Source organism: Virgibacillus oceani, assembly GCF_041521345.1.
Lineage (GTDB): Bacteria > Bacillota > Bacilli > Bacillales > Amphibacillaceae > Virgibacillus_N > Virgibacillus_N oceani_A.
This window is the reverse complement of record NZ_JBGOHB010000037.1, coordinates 1-19094: the sequence shown is the minus strand read 5'-3', so window position 1 is coordinate 19094 and position 19094 is coordinate 1. Positions and strand designations below refer to the sequence as shown.

Genomic DNA, 19094 nt, shown 5'->3' with positions numbered 1-19094 from the left:
TTTTCTTTTCATTCTTATCAGGAAGGTAAGCGTTAACAATTGAGGGAGGGCTTTTGCACACGGCACTAATGTGTGGCGGTGTGTTTTTGACCGTATGAAGCGTTACATATAAATGATAGATAACGCACATGGCAGCTTTCGGAACTGCTTTTAAACAGGGGAAACGCTTAATATATCATTCAAAAGGAAAGGGAGTAAAACAATGAGAAAAACAGTTATAGTTTCAGGAGCAAGAACGCCATTTGGTAAATTTGGTGGGGGGTTAAAATCTTTCACTGCTTCCCAGCTTGGCGGCAAGGCGATCAAAGCAGCACTTGAACGGGCAGGAATGGAAGGATCCGAAATTGATGAAGTTATCATGGGAAATGTGCTGCAGGGAGGGCAAGGGCAGATTCCATCCCGTCAGGCAGCCCGCGCGGCAGGAATTTCCTGGGATGTGAAAACGGAAACGATTAATAAAGTGTGTGCTTCCGGACTTCGCAGTGTAACATTAGCTGATCAGCTCATCCGTCTTGGAGATGAAGACGTCATCGTTGCAGGCGGGATGGAAAGCATGAGCAACGCACCATATATTCTGCCGGACGCCCGCTGGGGAAATCGTATGGGCGATAAAAAAGTGGTAGACATGATGGTACATGATGGCCTTACCTGTTCCTTTGAAGGGGTGCATATGGGGAACTATGGCAACGCTACAGCAGAAGAATTTGAACTAACAAGAGAAGCGCAGGATGAATGGTCATACCGCAGCCATCAGCGTGCTGGAAAAGCGATAGAAGATGGCAAATTTGCAGAAGAAATCGTGTCATTGGAAGTGCCTCAAAGAAAAGGCGAATCAATTGTCGTTGATACAGATGAAGCACCACGTAAAGACACGAGCGTAGAAAAACTGGCAAATTTACGTCCTGCTTTTGTAAAGGATGGAACGATTACTGCAGGGAATGCACCGGGAGTCAATGATGGTGCCGCTGCATTTGTTGTTATGTCTGATGAGAAAGTCGAAGAACTAGGGAAAACACCAATGGCAACGATCCACGCGCATGCAGAAGTAGCTGTGGAAGCAAAGGATTTCCCGCAAACGCCGGGACTCGTCATCAATAAGTTGCTGGAAAAAACCGGTTATAAAAAAGAGGATATTGACTTATTTGAAATTAACGAAGCATTTGCAGCAGTTTCTTTGGCAAGCGGAAAAATTGCTGGCATTGATAATGAAAAAGTAAACGTAAATGGTGGTGCAGTCGCACTTGGACACCCAATCGGAGCCAGTGGTGCACGCATTATCCTGACACTTGTTCATGAATTAAAACGCCGCGGCGGCGGTCTTGGTATTGCAGCTATTTGCAGTGGCAGCGGTCAAGGTGATGCTGTTATGATTGAAGTGCCGAAACAGTAAGCATTTACGAGTAAGGAGCTTGACACATTCAAAAGGCGGTTAATGAAACAAAAGAACCGTCCCCCTGTTACATAAACGAAGGAGGAAAGATCTCTATGGAGATAAATAAAGTAATGGTTATTGGAGCCGGTCAAATGGGGGCAGGTATTGCCCAGGTATGTGCCCAATCAGGGTATGATGTTATGCTTCATGACATGAATGAAGATGCCTTGGAAAAAGGCATGAAAAATATCGAAAAACTTTTAAGCCGGAACGTGGATAAAGAAAGAATGACAGAATCAGAGAAAACGGACAGCCTAAACAGATTAACGGTCTCCGCTGATATAAAAGATGTAAACGAATGCGATATCGTGATTGAAGCCATTGTAGAAAACATGGACGTGAAAACAAAAGTTTTTTCCAAACTGGATGCTCATGCGCCTGAACACGCGATTTTGGCAACCAATACATCGTCACTGTCGATTACGGAAATTGCAGCGGCTACAAATCGTCCTGAACAGGTTATCGGCATGCATTTTATGAACCCGGTACCTGTCATGAAACTGGTTGAAATAATTCGCGGCCTGCAGTCAAGTGATGAAACTTATAAAGCGATTGAAGGTATGGCGAAATCTTTAAACAAAACACCAGTTGAGGTAAATGACTTTCCAGGCTTTGTTTCCAACCGGGTACTCATGCCAATGATCAATGAAGCCATTTATACGGTATATGAAGGCGTGGCATCTCCAGAAGATATCGACACCGTGATGAAACTTGGGACGAATCACCCGATGGGACCACTGACACTGGCAGACTTCATTGGCCTGGACACATGCCTCTACATTATGGAAGTGCTTCATGAAGGCTTTGGGGACAGCAAATACCGCCCGTGTCCATTGCTTCGGCAATATGTAAAAGCCGGCTGGCTGGGTAAAAAATCCGGTAGAGGCTTTTATCAATACAAAAGCTAACAAATGTAAGGGGTGCAACATGATGAACATGAATTTTACCGAAGAACAGAATATGATGCGCAAAATGGTAAGGGATTTTGCCCAAACAGAAATAGCTCCTGAAGTGGAACGTATGGAAAGCGAAGACTGTTTTCCGAAAGAAGTCATTGAGAAAATGGGGGAGCTCGGCCTCATGGGGATTCCACTGCCGGAAGAGCACGGCGGAAGCGGCATGGATTTCACCTCCTATATTACGGCAATCCATGAACTATCCAAGGTTAGTGCTACCATTGGCGTTATTCTATCTGTACACACCTCTGTCGGCACGAATCCGATTCATTATTTTGGCAATGAAGAACAGAAAAAACATTATTTACCAAAGCTTGCATCCGGTGAATTTCTTGGCGCTTTTGCACTGACGGAACCCGGCGCTGGTTCAGATGCGGCCAATACCAAAACAAAAGCGGTCAAAGAGGGAGACAGCTATATTTTAAACGGCTCCAAAGTCTTCATCACCAATGGGGGAGAAGCCGATACGTATATTACATTCGCACGAACTGGTGAAGGCACGAAAGGAATTAGTGCATTTATCGTCGAAAAAGACACGCCCGGACTGGTTATTGGCAAAAAGGAAAAGAAAATGGGGCTCCATGGTTCCAATACGGTACAATTGAATTTTGACCAATGCAAGGTTCCTGCAAAACAGCTGCTTGGTGAAGAAGGGGAAGGCTTTAAGATCGCCATGGCAAATTTGAACGTTGGCAGAATTGGAATTGCCGCCCAAGCATTAGGAATTGCCGAAGCAGCTCTCGAGCATGCAACAGCATATGCAAAGGAACGGGAACAATTCGGAAAATCGATTGCAGCAAATCAGGGAATATCTTTTAAATTGGCAGATATGGCAACAGCTGTAGAAGCTTCGAAATTACTCGTATATCAGGCTGCATCACTGGTCGATGATGATCTTCCTTGCGGGAAAGAGGCTTCCATGGCTAAAATGTACGCCTCAAAAACGGCAGTAAATACAGCAATCGAAGCTGTACAGGTTTATGGCGGTTATGGCTACACAGAGGATTATCCGGCAGAAAGATTTTTCCGTGATGCAAAAATAACCGAAATCTATGAAGGTTCCAATGAGATTCAGCATGTCGTCATAGCAAAATATTTACTTGATCAATAGGGAGGAAATCAAGATGAATTTTCAACTAACAGAAGAACAGGAAATGCTCCGTAAAATGGTACGTGATTTTTCCGCGAAGGAAGTAGAGCCAACCGCGGCAGAACGGGATGAAGAAGAACGTTTTGATCGGGGGATTTTTGATAAAATGGGTGAACTTGGCCTGACTGGTATCCCATGGCCTGAAGAATACGGCGGAATCGGTGCAGACTATGTCAGCTATTGCATCGCTGTGGAAGAGCTGTCCCGCGTATGTGCTTCAACAGGAGTTACCTTATCAGCGCATCTTTCTCTTGCAAGCTGGCCGATTTACACATACGGTAATGAAGCACAAAAGAAAAACTTCCTTTCCCGTTTGGCAACAGGGGAAGCACTGGGGGCATATGCATTATCCGAGCCTGGTGCTGGAAGTGACGTTGTAGCCATGAAAACAACGGCGAAAGAAGACGGGGACGATTATATATTAAATGGCAGTAAAGTCTGGATCACGAATGGTGGCGTTGCAGATATTTATATTGTATTTGCAAAAACAGATGCAGATGCCAAGCATAAAGGAATCAGTGCATTTATTGTAGAAAAAGGAACAGAAGGATTCACTTTTGGTAAAAAAGAAAAGAAATTGGGAATCCGTTCATCCCCAACAACGGAACTTATTTTTGAAAACTGCCGTATCCCTAAAGAAAATATGCTAGGAAAGGAAGGCGAAGGATTTAAGATTGCCATGACGACACTTGATGGCGGACGTAACGGAATTGCGGCACAAGCGCTCGGCATCGCACAGGGTGCACTCGACGCTGCTGTTGATTATTCCAAAGAACGAGAGCAATTCGGCAAGCCAATCGCAGCAAATCAGGGGATTTCCTTTAAACTGGCCGATATGGCAACAGAGGTGGAAGCATCACGTTTGCTGACATACCAAGCAGCATGGCTCGAGTCAGAAGGAAAGCCATACGGAAAAGCATCTGCCATGTCCAAACTGTTTGCTGGAGACGCAGCAATGCGAATCACGGTTGAAGCAGTCCAAGTATTTGGCGGCTACGGCTATACGAAAGATTATCCAGTCGAGCGCTACATGCGTGATGCGAAGATCACGCAAATTTATGAAGGAACAAATGAAGTGCAACGTCTCGTAATAGGACGTATGCTGACAAAATAGAGCTAATAGTTCTGCCAAAAGTTGCTCAAGAAACATGAAAAGCTGCTCATGAAGCAAGGGAAGTTGCTCGTGAAATCCAAAAAGTTGCTCAGAAACACGGGAAGTTGCTCATGAATCGCAGAAAGTTGCTCACGAAGCCCGGAAAGTTGCTCACGAACCACAAAAAGTTGCTCGTAGGACAGAGGGACTGGTTTAAAGAAAGGATGGACGCCATGCAAGAGATCGTCGAAAGAATGCAAAATAAAGATATACGCGCGCTGGCCAGGGCGATTACGATGGTGGAAAATGATCACCCGGAAAAGCTAGACCTCCTGAGTGATGTATTCTCCCTACAAAAACACGCGCTTTATCTCGGACTTACCGGCTCGCCCGGTGCCGGGAAAAGCTCCCTTGTCAATCGCCTGATCACCCACATCCGTGACGAAGGAAAAACCGTTGCGGTAATTGCGGTTGACCCGACCAGCCCGTTCAGCGGCGGTGCTTTGCTTGGGGACCGTGTTCGCATGAATGAGCATTTTACCGATGATGGCGTCTACATCCGGAGTATGGCAACAAGAGGGAGTCTTGGCGGGCTGGCGCGTACGACAAAAGATGCTGTCCGAATTTGTGATGCATACGGTTTTGACGTTATTATCGTCGAGACTGTAGGGGTCGGCCAATCTGAACTTGATATTATGAAAATTGTTGACACAACAGCGGTTGTTCTCACACCAAACAGCGGAGACGTGCTGCAAATTTTCAAAGCAGGAATCATGGAAATTGCGGACTTATTTGTGATTAACAAGGCAGACCTTCATGGATTTGGCAAATTAAAAGCACTGCTGAAAGAGCTCGTTATGATGTCCAGCAAAGAGGAACACGAAACAGCCATCGTCAAAACAATCACAACAGAAAATAAAGGAATCGATAAACTCTGGAAAAAAATACAGGAACACCATGCTTATTTATACAGTACAGATGAAGGGAAAAAGCAGCGCACCGAGCAACAGGAGCTGGAAGTATACGAACTGATCAGGGAAGAAATCTGGCGTGATGTAAAAGAATATATAGAAAACGGTAGTAGCTTGCCGCCAATTGAAGCAAACAGCGATCCGTATCAATTGGCAAAGCATCTATTTGAAAAATGGAAGGGGGACGTGACATGAGTGAAGACCAAATCCTTTCCTCCATAAAAGACAGAGAACTTGTGGAAAAAAGGCGCAATCAGATGATCAAAGGGGCGATCACCCTTTTCAAAGAGAAAGGCTTCCACCGGACAACAACGAGAGAAATTGCAAAAGAATCGGGTTTTAGCATCGGCACGTTATATGAATATATCCGCACGAAAGAAGATGTGCTGTTTCTCGTTTGTGACTCCATCTATGAAGAGGTCAGAAAACGCCTCGGCTTAGCGATCAATCTGGAACAGCCTTCCACCCGCAATTTGATCTCATTGATCAAATCTTATTTTCACTTGATGGATGAAATGCAGGAAGAAATTTTGATCATGTATCAGGAAGTAAAATCACTGAAAAAAGAAACGAAGGACTATGTGATGGAGAAGGAACGTGACATGGTTAAAATGCTGGAGCGGGCGATCACTACTTGTCTTCCTGGCAAAATAATGGATCAGGATGCCGTTCTTCTGGCAAATAATATTTTTGTTCAAGGACAGATGTGGGGATTTCGGCGCTGGATTTTGCAGAAGGAATTTACGCTGGAAGAATATATTGACAGACAAATCAGTTTCATTTTGCAAGTAGCAGGTATGAAAGAGATAGAGAAAATCAAAGAAGGAGGGGCCTAAAAACAATGGAACAGCCAACCATCTATAAACCGAAAAACCCGGTGCGATTTGTAACAGCATCCAGTCTGTTTGACGGACATGATGCATCGATTAATATCATGCGGAGAATTCTGCAGTCAAGCGGAGCGGAAGTGATTCACCTGGGACATAACCGTGCTGTGGAGGATGTCGTCCATGCTGCCATTCAGGAAGACGTGCAAGGAATTGCGATTTCTTCCTACCAAGGCGGCCATGTCGAGTATTTTAAATACATGGTGGATTTATTGAAAGAATTTGGTGCAGACCATATCAAAGTGTACGGCGGGGGTGGCGGTGTGATCATCCCAAGGGAAATTAAGGAGCTGGAGGAGTACGGCGTTTCCCGTATTTTTTCCCCCGATAATGGCCGTGAACTTGGCTTGCAGGGCATGATTAATAACATGCTTGAAGAATGTGACTTTATACCGCCCATTGATGTGGAAAAAGATCAAGAGGAGCTCACCAAAGGGGACAGAAAAACCATTGCCAAGTATATCACTTATGTGGAAAGTGAATCTGTCAGTGAGGAAGATAAACAGAAGGTATTAAACGAGCTTAGGGAAAAAGGGGATAAAAACATCCCTGTTCTCGGGATCACAGGTACAGGCGGTGCGGGGAAAAGCTCTCTTACCGATGAATTGATCCGCCGGTTCATTAATGAAGTGCCGGATAGAAGAATAGCGATTATTTCCATTGACCCGACGAAAAAGAAAACAGGCGGTGCGCTGCTCGGTGACCGGATCAGGATGAATGCGATTTTTACTGATCGTGTTTATATGCGTTCTCTCGCCACAAGGGATTCCCGCGATGAGTTGTCCAAAGCTATCCAGGAAGTGATTGATGTCGTACGTGTTTCCGGCTATGACTTTATCATTGTGGAAACGAGCGGGATTGGTCAAGGGGATGCTGCGATTACAGATATCACCGATCTTTCCATGTATGTTATGACAGCAGAATTCGGAGCGCCAACACAGCTCGAGAAAATCGATATGATTGATTTTGCGGATTTCATTGTTATTAATAAATTTGAACAAAAAGGATCTGAGGATGCACTGAACCAGGTGCGAAAACAGTTCGAACGCAGTCATATGCTGTTTCATCAGGATAAAACAAAATTCCCTGTGTTCGGAACGATTGCCAGCCAGTTCAATGATGAAGGAACAAACGCATTATTTGCTTCTATCATTGATACTTTGAATGAAAAATATGACTGGAATGAGGAAGTTGATTTTGAAAGACATGTGATTGCCGAAAAGGATAATATGATCATTACGAATGAACGCAGGCATTATTTGCGGGAAATTGCCACACATGTACGCGGCTATCATAAACATGCGAAGGAACAGAGTGATGCGGCCAGAAAGCTTTACCAGCTGAAAGGGGCAAAAGAGACAATCGACTCGGAAGGAAGCACTGAAGTAATTGATCAAACGATTGATCAATACGAAGAGAAGCTCGATGCCCGTTCGAAAAACCTGCTCGATAAATGGGATGAAACAAAAGAACGTTATGATCAGGAGACAATGACCTTTAAAGTACGCGATAAGGAAATCGAAATGGATATTGTAACAGAATCCATATCAGGCCTGAAAATCCCAAAAGTAGCTTTTCCGAAATATCAGGATTGGGGAGAGCGTTTAACCTGGCTGCTGCAAGAAAATGTGCCTGGTGCCTTTCCGTTTACATCAGGTGTATTTCCGTTTAAACGAAAAGGAGAAGATCCGACCCGTCAATTTGCCGGAGAAGGTACACCGGAACGTACGAACCGCCGTTTCCATTATTTATCCAAAGATGGCGATGCAAAACGACTGTCCACAGCTTTTGATTCGGTGACATTATACGGGGAAGACCCTGATCACCGCCCGGATATTTACGGGAAAGTCGGGGAAAGTGGCGTGAATATCTGTACCCTGGAGGATATGAAAAAGCTATATGACGGCTTTGATCTCACATCTCCAACAACATCGGTTTCCATGACCATTAATGGCCCGGCACCAATTATTCTCGCCATGTATTTTAATACAGCAATAGATCAGCAGGTTGCTAAATTTAAAGAAGAAAATGAGCGGCAACTCTCAGCAGATGAATATGCAAAAATCAAAGAGGATACGATATCCGTTGTCCGCGGGACGGTGCAGGCAGATATTTTAAAAGAGGACCAGGGACAAAACACTTGTATCTTCTCTACCGAATTTGCGCTGCGTATGATGGGGGACATTCAGCAATATTTCATAGATAAAAATGTACGCAACTACTATTCGGTATCGATTTCCGGCTACCACATTGCTGAAGCTGGCGCAAATCCGATTACCCAGCTTGCGTTCACACTAGCCAATGGGTTCACGTATGTGGAGTATTATTTAAGCAGAGGGATGGATGTAAATAAGTTTGCCCAAAATCTGTCCTTCTTCTTCTCCAATGGGCTTGACCCGGAATATTCCGTGATCGGCCGTGTTGCCCGCCGAATCTGGGCGATTACGATGCGTGATAAATACGGAGCCAATGAACGCAGCCAGAAATTGAAGTATCATATTCAGACTTCCGGGCGCTCCCTGCACGCACAGGAAATTGATTTTAATGATATCCGTACCACGTTGCAGGCACTATTGGCCATTCAGGATAATACGAATTCATTGCACACGAATGCATATGATGAAGCGATCACAACACCGACAGAGGAATCAGTGAGAAGAGCGATGGCTATCCAGATGATTATTAATAAAGAGCTTGGCCTGGCGAAAAACGAAAACGCGCTGCAAGGTTCGTTTATTATTGATGAATTGACAGATCTTGTGGAAGAAGCCGTGCTTCAGGAATTTGAAAAAATGAATGACCGCGGCGGGGTGCTGGGAGCCATGGAACGCCAATATCAGCGCGGAAAAATCCAGGAAGAATCCCTTTACTATGAAGGCAAAAAACACGCCGGAGAATTGCCGATTGTTGGGGTAAACACGTATATCAATCCAAACCCGCCATCCGAGGATGACATTGATTCGATGGAACTGGCTCGTGCAACAAAAGAGGAAAAAGAACATCAAATCAGCGAACTGCGTAAATTTCAGGATACAAACAAGGATGAGACGGAAGAAGCGTTAAACAGATTAAAAGATGTCGCAGCTTCCGGCGGAAATATTTTTGCAGAATTGCTCGAAACCGTAAAAGTAGCAAGTCTCGGCCAAATTACGACTGCTCTATATGAGGTTGGCGGACAATACAGAAGAAATATGTAGGATACCTACACAGCAATAAAGTAAAGGTAAAAAAAGCTGGGAAAAAAGTTCTTTTTTCTCAGTTTTTCCCTTGCCTCTGTACTTACAACACGACGAGCACGGAGAGCTTTCCCCAGCCCCTTTGCGGAAAAGAGGACACCTGAAAACGACCAATGGGAGTTTGATGAGATCCCGCCCTTGAAAGCGTAGTATTTTCGGGTTACGGGTTGATTAGCAACAGATTATATGAAAACAGCTTCCAAAAAATATAAGGAAAAGTTAAGATTTTAATTTTTTCTCTGGCATAATTGGCAAGGATTTGTTTATAATGTATGGTATGGTTTAATTCAATCGGGAAAAATAGTATACTACGAGAAAAATAACTTGATGACCAACTTGGCAATAGCCTTCAATATACAAGTAAAGGGAGTGCATGGGCGTGAGCTTGAAAAACTACAGCCACGATGAATTAGAAAAAATATCCATGATTGAGCTGGCAAATGCGATATTGATGGATAAGAAAAAAGCAATGAATTTTAAAGACATTTATAAGAAAGTCGCTGAAGTGAAAGGTTTGAGCGAGAAGGAACAGCAATCCGGAATTTCTCAATTTTATACGGACATTAACATAGATGGCCGTTTTCTCACAATAGGTTCGAATATGTGGGGCCTGAAACGCTGGTATCCGGTAGATCAAATGGATGAAGAGGTAACCGCTGCGCCTAAAAAGAAAAAGAAGAAGAAAAAAGCACCGGCTCAACAAGAGGAAGAAATTGAACTGCAAGATGAAGAACTGGATATCCCGGATAAAGATATAGATGAAATTATTGAAGACTTTGACGTGGATGAGGAAGAAGACGAGGTTGTCGATGAACTGGACACCGCATTTAAAGATGAAGACGATGAGGATACAGATAAAATTTAAAAACGTGGACTTGACTTTTAAAGGCAGGATGAGTACAATCTTTATTGGGCTCTATAAGTATTCTCAAAGCGTTTCCCCCGGATTAGAGGGGGAGGCGCTTTTATTTTTTTTGGCACGTAGGAAAGCATAAAATTATCTTGCCTGAATGACAGCAGGTGGCCTTTAGGTTTTACCCGTGCCAAAGTTTGAAATCAAAAGTATAAGGGCAGCCAGAAAAGCAAAAATACGTTTTAAGCATCACTTTAACAATAGCCAATTTTTCTAATGCTCTGTTCTCTATGAAAGATTTATTTAAAAAAATCATGTAAAAGAGTAGGAAGAAAAAGATAGTGACAGGCTAAAAAAAACTTGATGAAAAAATAGAATACTGCAGGAAAGAAGGATGAGGCATGACGAAGTATATTTTTGTAACAGGTGGCGTTGTATCTTCACTAGGAAAAGGAATCACAGCTGCATCACTCGGCCGCTTATTAAAAAACCGGGGATTAAAAGTAACCATTCAAAAGTTTGATCCATACCTTAACGTTGATCCAGGTACGATGAGTCCCTATCAGCATGGGGAAGTGTTTGTTACCGAAGATGGCGCGGAAACCGACTTGGATTTAGGTCATTATGAACGTTTTATAGATATTAGTCTGAATAAATACAGTAATATCACAACCGGAAAAGTGTACTCCAGTGTGATTAGAAAAGAACGCCGCGGTGATTATCTTGGCGGTACCGTGCAGGTGATCCCGCATATTACAAATGAAATCAAGGAACAGGTATTTCGTGCCGGAGAGGCGACAAATGCCGATGTCGTTATTACAGAAATCGGCGGTACGGTCGGGGATATTGAATCCCTGCCGTTTCTGGAAGCGATCAGGCAGATTAAAAATGACGCCGGAAGAGGACAGGTGATGTACCTTCACTGTACACTTGTTCCGTTGATTAAAGCAGCAGGTGAAATGAAAACAAAGCCAACCCAGCATAGTGTAAAGGAGCTGCGTTCTCTAGGCATCCAGCCTGACGTGATCGTATTGCGTACAGAACAGGATATAAGCGAAGAAATGAAAGAAAAAATTGCCCTTTTCTGTGATATTAATAAAAAAGCAGTCATCGAGATGAAAGATGCAGAAAATTTATATCAGGTCCCGCTAGCACTGCAGGCACAGCACCTGGATCAAATTACATGCGACCACTTTAATTTAGATTGCCATGAAGCGCAAATGGATGACTGGATTGAACTTGTGGGAAAAGTGGATAATCTGTCAAAATGCATTAATATTGCGCTTGTTGGAAAATATGTGGAATTGCCCGATGCTTATCTTTCCGTTGTTGAAGCAATGAAGCATGCAGGATTTGATTTTGACACAGATATCAAAGTACATTGGATAAATTCGGAAAAATTAACAGAAGAAGAGATCCATCAAGCTCTCGCTCAAGTCGATGGGATTATCGTCCCGGGAGGTTTTGGAAATAGAGGAATTGATGGAAAAATAGCAGCTATCCAATATGCAAGAGAGAATGACATTCCATTTTTAGGTATTTGCCTCGGCATGCAGCTGGCTACCGTAGAGTTTGCCAGAAATGTGCTAGGTCTTGAAGGAGCACATTCAACGGAAATAAACCCAGGCACTGCACATCCGATTATCGATCTTTTGCCCGAGCAAAAAGATGTGGAGGATTTGGGAGGTACATTGCGGCTTGGCATTTACCCATGCGAACTAAAAGAGGGAACAAAGGCAAAGGCTGCTTATGATGAAGAGGACGTGATCCATGAACGTCACCGTCACCGTTATGAATTTAATAATTTATACCGGGATCAAATGGAACAAAATGGTTTTATCTTTTCCGGACTCAGCCCAAATGGCAGGCTGGTGGAAACAATAGAGATTGAAGGTCATCCATGGTTTGTTGCCTCTCAGTTTCATCCGGAATTCACTTCCCGTCCAACGAGACCTCAAGGGTTATTTAAAGGGTTTATCGGCGCAGCAGTAACTCATAAAGAAGCCGAAAACCAAACATTATAGTACGATTTTAAACAAGACTGTTTAATCCGGCACAAAGCCTGGTTAAACAGTCTTTATATTTTTATTGAATAAAATTATATATGAATGGAGCAGGATTTTTTGCTGTAATTATAGAATAGATAGTAAAAGAGAAAAAACAGAAATTGTCATATGTTACATACTGCGTGGTCAGTAGACGGGAAAGTTCTTTAGGGGGGAGAAGCAATTGAATCAAGAGAAAGAGATACTAGTCGTTGACGACCAACCCGGAATAAGAATGCTTTTAACAGATGTATTAAAAAACGAAGGTTATAAGGTAACAACAGCAGCCGATGGGAAAGAAGCAGTGAACAAATTATATACACATACATACCATTTAATGATCGTGGATTATAAGCTGCCGGTGATCAGCGGGGTGGAAATCCTGCAGATGCTGAATCAGGATAAAAAGGAGATCCCAGTCATTGTAATAAGCGGGCTGACTGATGAAATAGAGAAGGAACTCGCAGGTAACCCACTCGTAAAAGAAATCCTGGCAAAACCGTTTGATATACATCAGCTGTTAAGGTTCGTCAAAAATTTTACCGGCTGAAGCCTGTGATAGTTGTTGCTTATGCAGCCTGTTGTTGGTATTCTAATAATATGGGACAAAGGGATATTTATTTACGATGGGGCGAGCATTTCGCAACAGCCCTAGACGGATTGTCCATCGAACACAGGCTAATCGTTTTTGTCACACAATTAAATAAACGAAGGAGGCTTTCTCTATGAAATTTTTTATAGATACAGCCAATATAGAAGAGGTCCGAAAGGCAAATGAACTTGGTATTCTTGATGGAGTAACTACAAATCCAAGTCTTGTCTCAAAAGAAGGTGTTTCCTTCCATGATCGCCTTAAGGATATTACAGATGAAGTATCTGGTTCCGTCAGCGCAGAAGTCATTGCAGAAGATGCGGAAGGAATGATCAAGGAAGGAAAAGAACTGGCCGCCATCGCCCCGAATATTACGGTGAAGGTGCCAATGACATTGGAAGGTTTAAAAGCAGTAAAAGCCTTCAGCGATTTGAACATAAAAACAAACGTTACCTTGATTTTCAACGCCAATCAGGCATTGCTTGCCGCCCGTGCAGGAGCAACCTATGTATCTCCGTTCCTTGGCCGCTTGGATGATATTGGTCATGATGGCATGGATCTGATTGCAACGATTTCGGATATGTTTAATAAGCATGACATCCATACACAAATCATTGCCGCATCCATCCGCCACCCATTACATGTGATAGATGCAGCCTTGAACGGCTCACATATCGCAACGATTCCATTTAAAGTACTGGAACAGCTAGTCAAGCACCCGCTGACAGATCAGGGTATTGATAAGTTCCTTGCCGATTGGAATAAATCATAAACAAGTATAAAGTAAAACTTCATTCAGTGGGTTTTTTCCTCGCCCACTGAATGTTATTTGAACAGTATGCAGTTGATCCTTACCTCCCTTTACGCGGGATAAAATAAGGCAAAACTGTACAAACTAAAGGAAAATACGTAATTGAGGGGTCAGCCCCCATGAAAGCGGGGTATAATACATGCAAAAAATGATAGTCGAAGGGGGTCATGAGCTTCATGGTCAGGTACGGATCAGTGGAGCAAAAAACAGTGCAGTAGCGCTTTTACCTGCCGCCATTTTGGCTGATTCAGATGTTACCATTGAAGGACTTCCGGAAATCTCCGATGTGTATACACTTGGCGAATTACTGGAGGAAATTGGCGGAACTGTATCCTGGGATGGTCAAACGGTTCACATTAATCCGGCAAACATGATTTCCATGCCTTTGCCCAATGGAAAAGTCAAAAAGCTTCGTGCATCCTATTACTTCATGGGTGCCATGCTCGGAAAGTTTAAAAAAGCAGTGATCGGCCTTCCGGGAGGCTGTTTTTTGGGACCGCGTCCGATTGATCAGCATATTAAAGGATTTGAAGCACTTGGTGCCGAGGTTACGAATGAACAGGGTGCCATTTATTTGCGTGCCAATGAATTAAAAGGGGCAAGAATTTACCTTGACGTCGTTAGTGTGGGCGCAACGATAAATATTATGCTTGCGGCAGTAAAAGCAAAAGGAAAAACAATCATCGAAAATGCTGCCAAAGAACCCGAGATTATTGATGTTGCTACTATTCTTACCAACATGGGAGCCAAGATTAAAGGGGTAGGTACCGACGTCATCCGAATCGAAGGCGTCCCATCTTTAAGCGGCTGTAAACATACCATTATACCTGACCGAATTGAAGCTGGTACATATACGATTGCCGCGGCAGCCCAGGGGAAAGAAGTGATTATCGATAATGTCATTCCGCAGCATTTGGAATCCCTGCTGGCAAAGCTGCGCGAAATGGATGTTTCTGTGGAAGAAAATGATGAGCAGTTGCTCGTTAGGCCTGGAAAAGTCCTGAAAAGTGTAGACATTAAGACGCTCGTTTATCCCGGTTTTCCTACAGACCTTCAGCAGCCATTTACCTCACTTCTAACAAAAGCAATTAACACAGGAGTGATTACAGATACCATTTATTCCGCCCGCTTAAAACATATAGATGAACTAAGACGAATGAATGCATCGATTAAAGTCGAAGGGGGATCTGTCATTGTCTCCGGTCCTGCACAGCTGGAAGGAGCAAGAGTAAAGGCAACCGACCTGCGCGCAGGTGCATCATTAATCATTGCCGGACTCATGGCAAAAGGGATTACGGAAATAACCGGTTTGGAGCACATTGAAAGAGGCTATGAAAACATTACTGAGAAGCTAAATCAGCTTGGCGCAAAAGTGTGGCGAGAAAAGATGACAGAGGAAGAAATTATTCAGTTTCAAAATTCGTAATGTATTCTAACATAAGAAAAGCTTGCTAACGAGGAGAGGAAAATATGGAGAGAAGTTTAACGATGGAATTAGTACGTGTGACAGAAGCTGCAGCTTTAAAGTCCGCCCGCTGGATGGGGAGAGGGAAAAAAGAGGAAGCAGATGATGCTGCCACCTCTGCCATGCGTACCGTATTTGACACAATCCCCATGAAAGGCACCGTTGTGATTGGGGAAGGGGAAATGGACGAGGCGCCAATGCTTTATATCGGGGAAAAACTTGGTACTGGGGATGGCCCTGGCGTAGACGTAGCAGTCGATCCATTGGAAGGCACATCCATTGTTGCCCAGGGTACATGGAATGCACTCTCCGTGATCGCGATTGCGGACGAAAAAACATTATTACATGCGCCTGACATGTATATGGATAAAATTGCAGTTGGCCCCGAGGCAGTTGGCAAAATTGATATCAATGCACCTGCTATTGATAACTTGAGGGCAGTAGCAGAAGCAAAAAATAAAAATATCGAGGATGTGGTCGTAACCATTTTGGATCGTCCGCGTCATGAAAAGTTAGTCGAAGAAATTCGTGAAGCAGGGGCCAGGATTAAATTAATTCCTAATGGCGATGTTGCCGGAGCCATTAATACTGCATTTGAAGAAACAGGGGTAGATTTATTAATGGGTATTGGCGGGGCACCTGAAGGCGTTATTTCCGCTGTTGCCCTGAAGTGTTTAGGTGGAGAAATACAGGGCAAACTTGTACCGTCAAATAAAGAAGAGGAAGAACGCTGCATAAGCATGGGCATTACCGATATGAATCGTGTGTTTTACATGGATGATTTCTGCAGCGGGGATGATGCCATTTTTGCCGCTACCGGCGTAACCGATGGTGAATTATTAAAAGGCGTCCAGTTTAAAGGTATTAAAGCAACAACACAAACGGTAGTCATGCGTGCAAAAAGCGGTACTGTCCGGTTTATTGACGGCGAACACAGCCTGCAGAAAAAACCTGATCTTGTAATGAAAGGATAACGTTGGGGAAAACGCCATGTACCATTGCGTCGGTCTGGCCCTCTAAATGGAAACTTAGTCCAGGTATGATGAGAATGATAGATACTTATGGTAAGAAGTATAAAACAAATATGAAATGGCAACACTGAAATATCCCCTGAAGCTACGTGGTTTTTAGTTGTAAGCAAGGAAAAGGACAGCCTGCGTCAATTCGGCTTCCTTTTCTATTAATTTTAACTAAATAGAGGTCAATTGCCCACACCATTTCATAGAATTGGAGGTGCTTGAAAAAACCTTTATTGACTTGCCTCAGTCTTAACAGAATATGGCACAGGCAACCTTTTAAGGATGGCATAAAGCACACAGAAACATTTATTTAAGCAATAACAAGGTGGAGAATAGGAATAATGCTAGGACTATAAAAAGTTTGCTAGATACAAAGCATTTCTATAGAAAAAACAGAAGTAACCGCAAACCACGACTTGGCAATTGAAAGCGCCGAAAAGAATGGCTGCCACCAAACATACAAAGCCGATTGGATAATACGTTCCATCGGATAGATAAATTCCTTTCGTACAAGCACCAATACTCACAATAGACGTTGGCAAGTTTGATATTCAGAACAGGATGAACCATATTATCGTTAAACGATGTGAAAATTATTCACCACAGTAACAATTGGCAATATCAGGTTGTATGAACAGGGTCTATGTCGTTCCTCCCTGCTAAATTGGAGGATTAGAAGTGAACCCTTACAAAAAGATGTTGAATATTACTAACTAAAAGAGTATGATTATAAGTGTTCACACTATTTCCTGCCGGACTGAAAAAAATAAACCCATTCCCTGCACGCACAACTTGAACCGGCAGTGACAACCCGGTTTACCGGCAACGGACTTCACATCCAGCTTCTAAATCTTTCTTCTTACCTGATACACGAATGACTTCCAAAACAGTAAGGAATCTCAGCTTAGAATAAGATGGATTACAGTTGGGTCGCTTCTATTTTTACAGATAAGGAAGTGTAAGTTTTTTACATGCAAAAGTGCACAAGAATTGCTGGACAGATAAAAAATACACATACCTTCTGAGCCCAAGCTTACGCATCGTCAGGATTGCTGATAAGTCAAGTTTGCCAAAACACAGATAATAATTAATAAAACATAATCGTATAGTTAGGTTGGTGATTCTATGGCAGCTTTAACAATCTCTCATTTAGAAACCTTAACATTGAAAGACATATATACATTGGCGAGAGAATATAAAGTTTCCTATTATGCTAAATTGACAAAGAAAGAATTAATTTTTGCCATTTTAAAAGCACAGGCTGAAAAAGACGGATACCTGTTCATGGATGGGATCCTGGAAATTATTCCTTCTGAAGGTTTTGGTTTCCTCCGCCCAATCAATTATTCTCCAAGTGCAGAGGATATATATATTTCTGCTTCACAAATCCGTCGGTTTGATTTACGTAATGGGGACAAAGTTTCCGGGAAAGTAAGACCGCCAAAAGAAAATGAGCGCTATTACGGACTGCTTCATGTGGATGCTGTTAATGATGATGACCCGGAAACGGGGAAAGAACGTGTTCATTTTCCTGCATTGACGCCGCTATATCCGGAACGTGCGATGAAAATGGAAATGAACACAAGAAAAACTTCCACACGTATAATCGATTTAATGACACCGGTAGGTTTTGGTCAGCGTGGATTAATAGTTGCCCCGCCAAAAGCTGGGAAAACAACACTTTTAAAAGAAATTGCAAACAGCATTTCCGAAAATCATCCGGAAGCAAAGCTGATTATTTTATTAGTGGACGAGCGGCCGGAGGAAGTAACCGATATTGAACGATCGGTTCACCCGGATGTGGATGTTGTAAGCTCTACTTTTGATGAAGTTCCAGAAAGCCATATTAAAGTTTCCGAACTTGTATTGGAGCGGGCCATGCGTCTTGTCGAGCATAAACGGGATGTCATCGTGCTGATGGACAGTATTACTCGCTTAGCAAGAGCCTATAACTTGGTTATTCCGCCAAGCGGCCGGACATTATCAGGCGGGATTGACCCTGCAGCATTCCATCGTCCGAAGCGGTTCTTTGGTGCTGCAAGGAATATCGAAGAGGGCGGTAGCTTTACAATTCTGGCAACAGCACTCATTGATACAGGCTCACGTATGGATGACGTTATTTACGAAGAGTTTAAAGGAACAGGCAATATGGAGCTGCATTTGGATCGCAGTCTCGCAGAACGCCGGATTTTCCCTGCCATTGATATTTTACGTTCCGGTACAAGAAAAGAAGAATTGCTCGTCGACAAGAGCCATTTGGATAAAATGTGGGCTATCCGCAAAACGATGCAGGATTCTAATGACTTCCTCGATCGTTTCCTAAGGAAATTAAAATCATCAAAGAGCAACGAGGAATTTTTACAGCAAATGGAAGAAGAAATGAAACGGCGTGGAATGAAAAAATAAGCGCTGTTACAGGTGAGAGAATGAGCTTTTGGAAATCATTGTAGTTTATAATTTCTTAAATTGCAATAGTAAATGCAACACCCCCTGTGAAACCGCTATATAAGGTTTTTCTGTAATTTGTTGGTGTTGGGGCCTAGGCCCCAACACCAACAAATTTTGCGAACGCTTCGGCTGGGGT

Annotated in this window: 14 protein-coding genes; all 14 read left to right on the top strand. The window is 43.1% G+C overall.

All coding sequences use genetic code 11. The annotated features are described in order from the left end of the window. Positions 1-202: 202 nt before the first annotated feature. The 14 genes from ACDX78_RS20120 (at position 203) to rho (ending at position 18916) form a co-directional block, all read left to right on the top strand. Positions 203-1390 (top strand): acetyl-CoA C-acetyltransferase, encoded by a 1188-nt coding sequence (locus ACDX78_RS20120; protein ID WP_486030192.1) that lies wholly within the window; start codon positions 203-205, stop codon positions 1388-1390. Positions 1391-1416: 26 nt separating this feature from the next. Then, on the top strand, positions 1417-2340 hold the full coding sequence (locus tag ACDX78_RS20115; RefSeq protein WP_486030238.1) for a 3-hydroxybutyryl-CoA dehydrogenase: 924 nt from the start codon (positions 1417-1419) through the stop codon (positions 2338-2340). Positions 2341-2362: 22 nt separating this feature from the next. Next, positions 2363-3499: an acyl-CoA dehydrogenase gene (locus tag ACDX78_RS20110; RefSeq protein ID WP_486030236.1), complete on the top strand. Its 1137-nt coding sequence runs from the start codon at positions 2363-2365 to the stop codon at positions 3497-3499. A 13-nt stretch (positions 3500-3512) separates the two neighbouring features. After that, positions 3513-4652, top strand: a complete 1140-nt coding sequence (locus ACDX78_RS20105) for an acyl-CoA dehydrogenase (protein ID WP_486030190.1) — start codon at positions 3513-3515, stop codon at positions 4650-4652. Between the two features lie 212 nt (positions 4653-4864). Then, entirely contained in the window at positions 4865-5797 is a 933-nt protein-coding gene (gene meaB, locus ACDX78_RS20100; protein WP_486030234.1) for a methylmalonyl Co-A mutase-associated GTPase MeaB, read from the top strand. Continuing rightward, the gene (locus ACDX78_RS20095; RefSeq protein WP_486030189.1) at positions 5794-6438 is read left to right on the top strand and encodes a TetR/AcrR family transcriptional regulator; all 645 of its coding nucleotides are present in this window, start codon (positions 5794-5796) and stop codon (positions 6436-6438) included. The genes meaB and ACDX78_RS20095 overlap by 4 nt, the downstream gene beginning before the upstream one ends. Before the next feature lie 5 nt (positions 6439-6443). Then, the gene (gene icmF, locus ACDX78_RS20090) at positions 6444-9686 is read left to right on the top strand and encodes a fused isobutyryl-CoA mutase/GTPase IcmF (RefSeq protein WP_486030187.1); all 3243 of its coding nucleotides are present in this window, start codon (positions 6444-6446) and stop codon (positions 9684-9686) included. 418 nt (positions 9687-10104) lie between these two features. After that, positions 10105-10590 carry a DNA-directed RNA polymerase subunit delta gene (gene rpoE / locus ACDX78_RS20085; RefSeq protein ID WP_486030185.1) on the top strand — a complete coding sequence of 162 codons (486 nt, stop codon included), beginning with the start codon at positions 10105-10107 and terminating at the stop codon, positions 10588-10590. A gap of 389 nt (positions 10591-10979) precedes the next feature. Then, positions 10980-12602 carry a CTP synthase gene (gene pyrG, locus ACDX78_RS20080; RefSeq protein WP_486030183.1) on the top strand — a complete coding sequence of 541 codons (1623 nt, stop codon included), beginning with the start codon at positions 10980-10982 and terminating at the stop codon, positions 12600-12602. 205 nt (positions 12603-12807) lie between these two features. Further along, a complete protein-coding gene (locus ACDX78_RS20075) occupies positions 12808-13173 on the top strand; it encodes a response regulator (protein WP_486030181.1) in 366 nt (121 codons plus the stop codon). A gap of 175 nt (positions 13174-13348) precedes the next feature. Next, a complete protein-coding gene (gene fsa, locus ACDX78_RS20070; RefSeq protein ID WP_486030180.1) occupies positions 13349-13987 on the top strand; it encodes a fructose-6-phosphate aldolase in 639 nt (212 codons plus the stop codon). A gap of 178 nt (positions 13988-14165) precedes the next feature. Further along, positions 14166-15452 (top strand): UDP-N-acetylglucosamine 1-carboxyvinyltransferase, encoded by a 1287-nt coding sequence (locus tag ACDX78_RS20065; protein WP_486030179.1) that lies wholly within the window; start codon positions 14166-14168, stop codon positions 15450-15452. 44 nt (positions 15453-15496) lie between these two features. Next, complete coding sequence (gene glpX, locus ACDX78_RS20060; protein WP_486030178.1) at positions 15497-16465, top strand: class II fructose-bisphosphatase; 969 nt, start codon at positions 15497-15499, stop codon at positions 16463-16465. Between the two features lie 1170 nt (positions 16466-17635). Then, entirely contained in the window at positions 17636-18916 is a 1281-nt protein-coding gene (rho, locus tag ACDX78_RS20055) for a transcription termination factor Rho (protein WP_486030177.1), read from the top strand. Positions 18917-19094 lie beyond the last annotated feature (178 nt).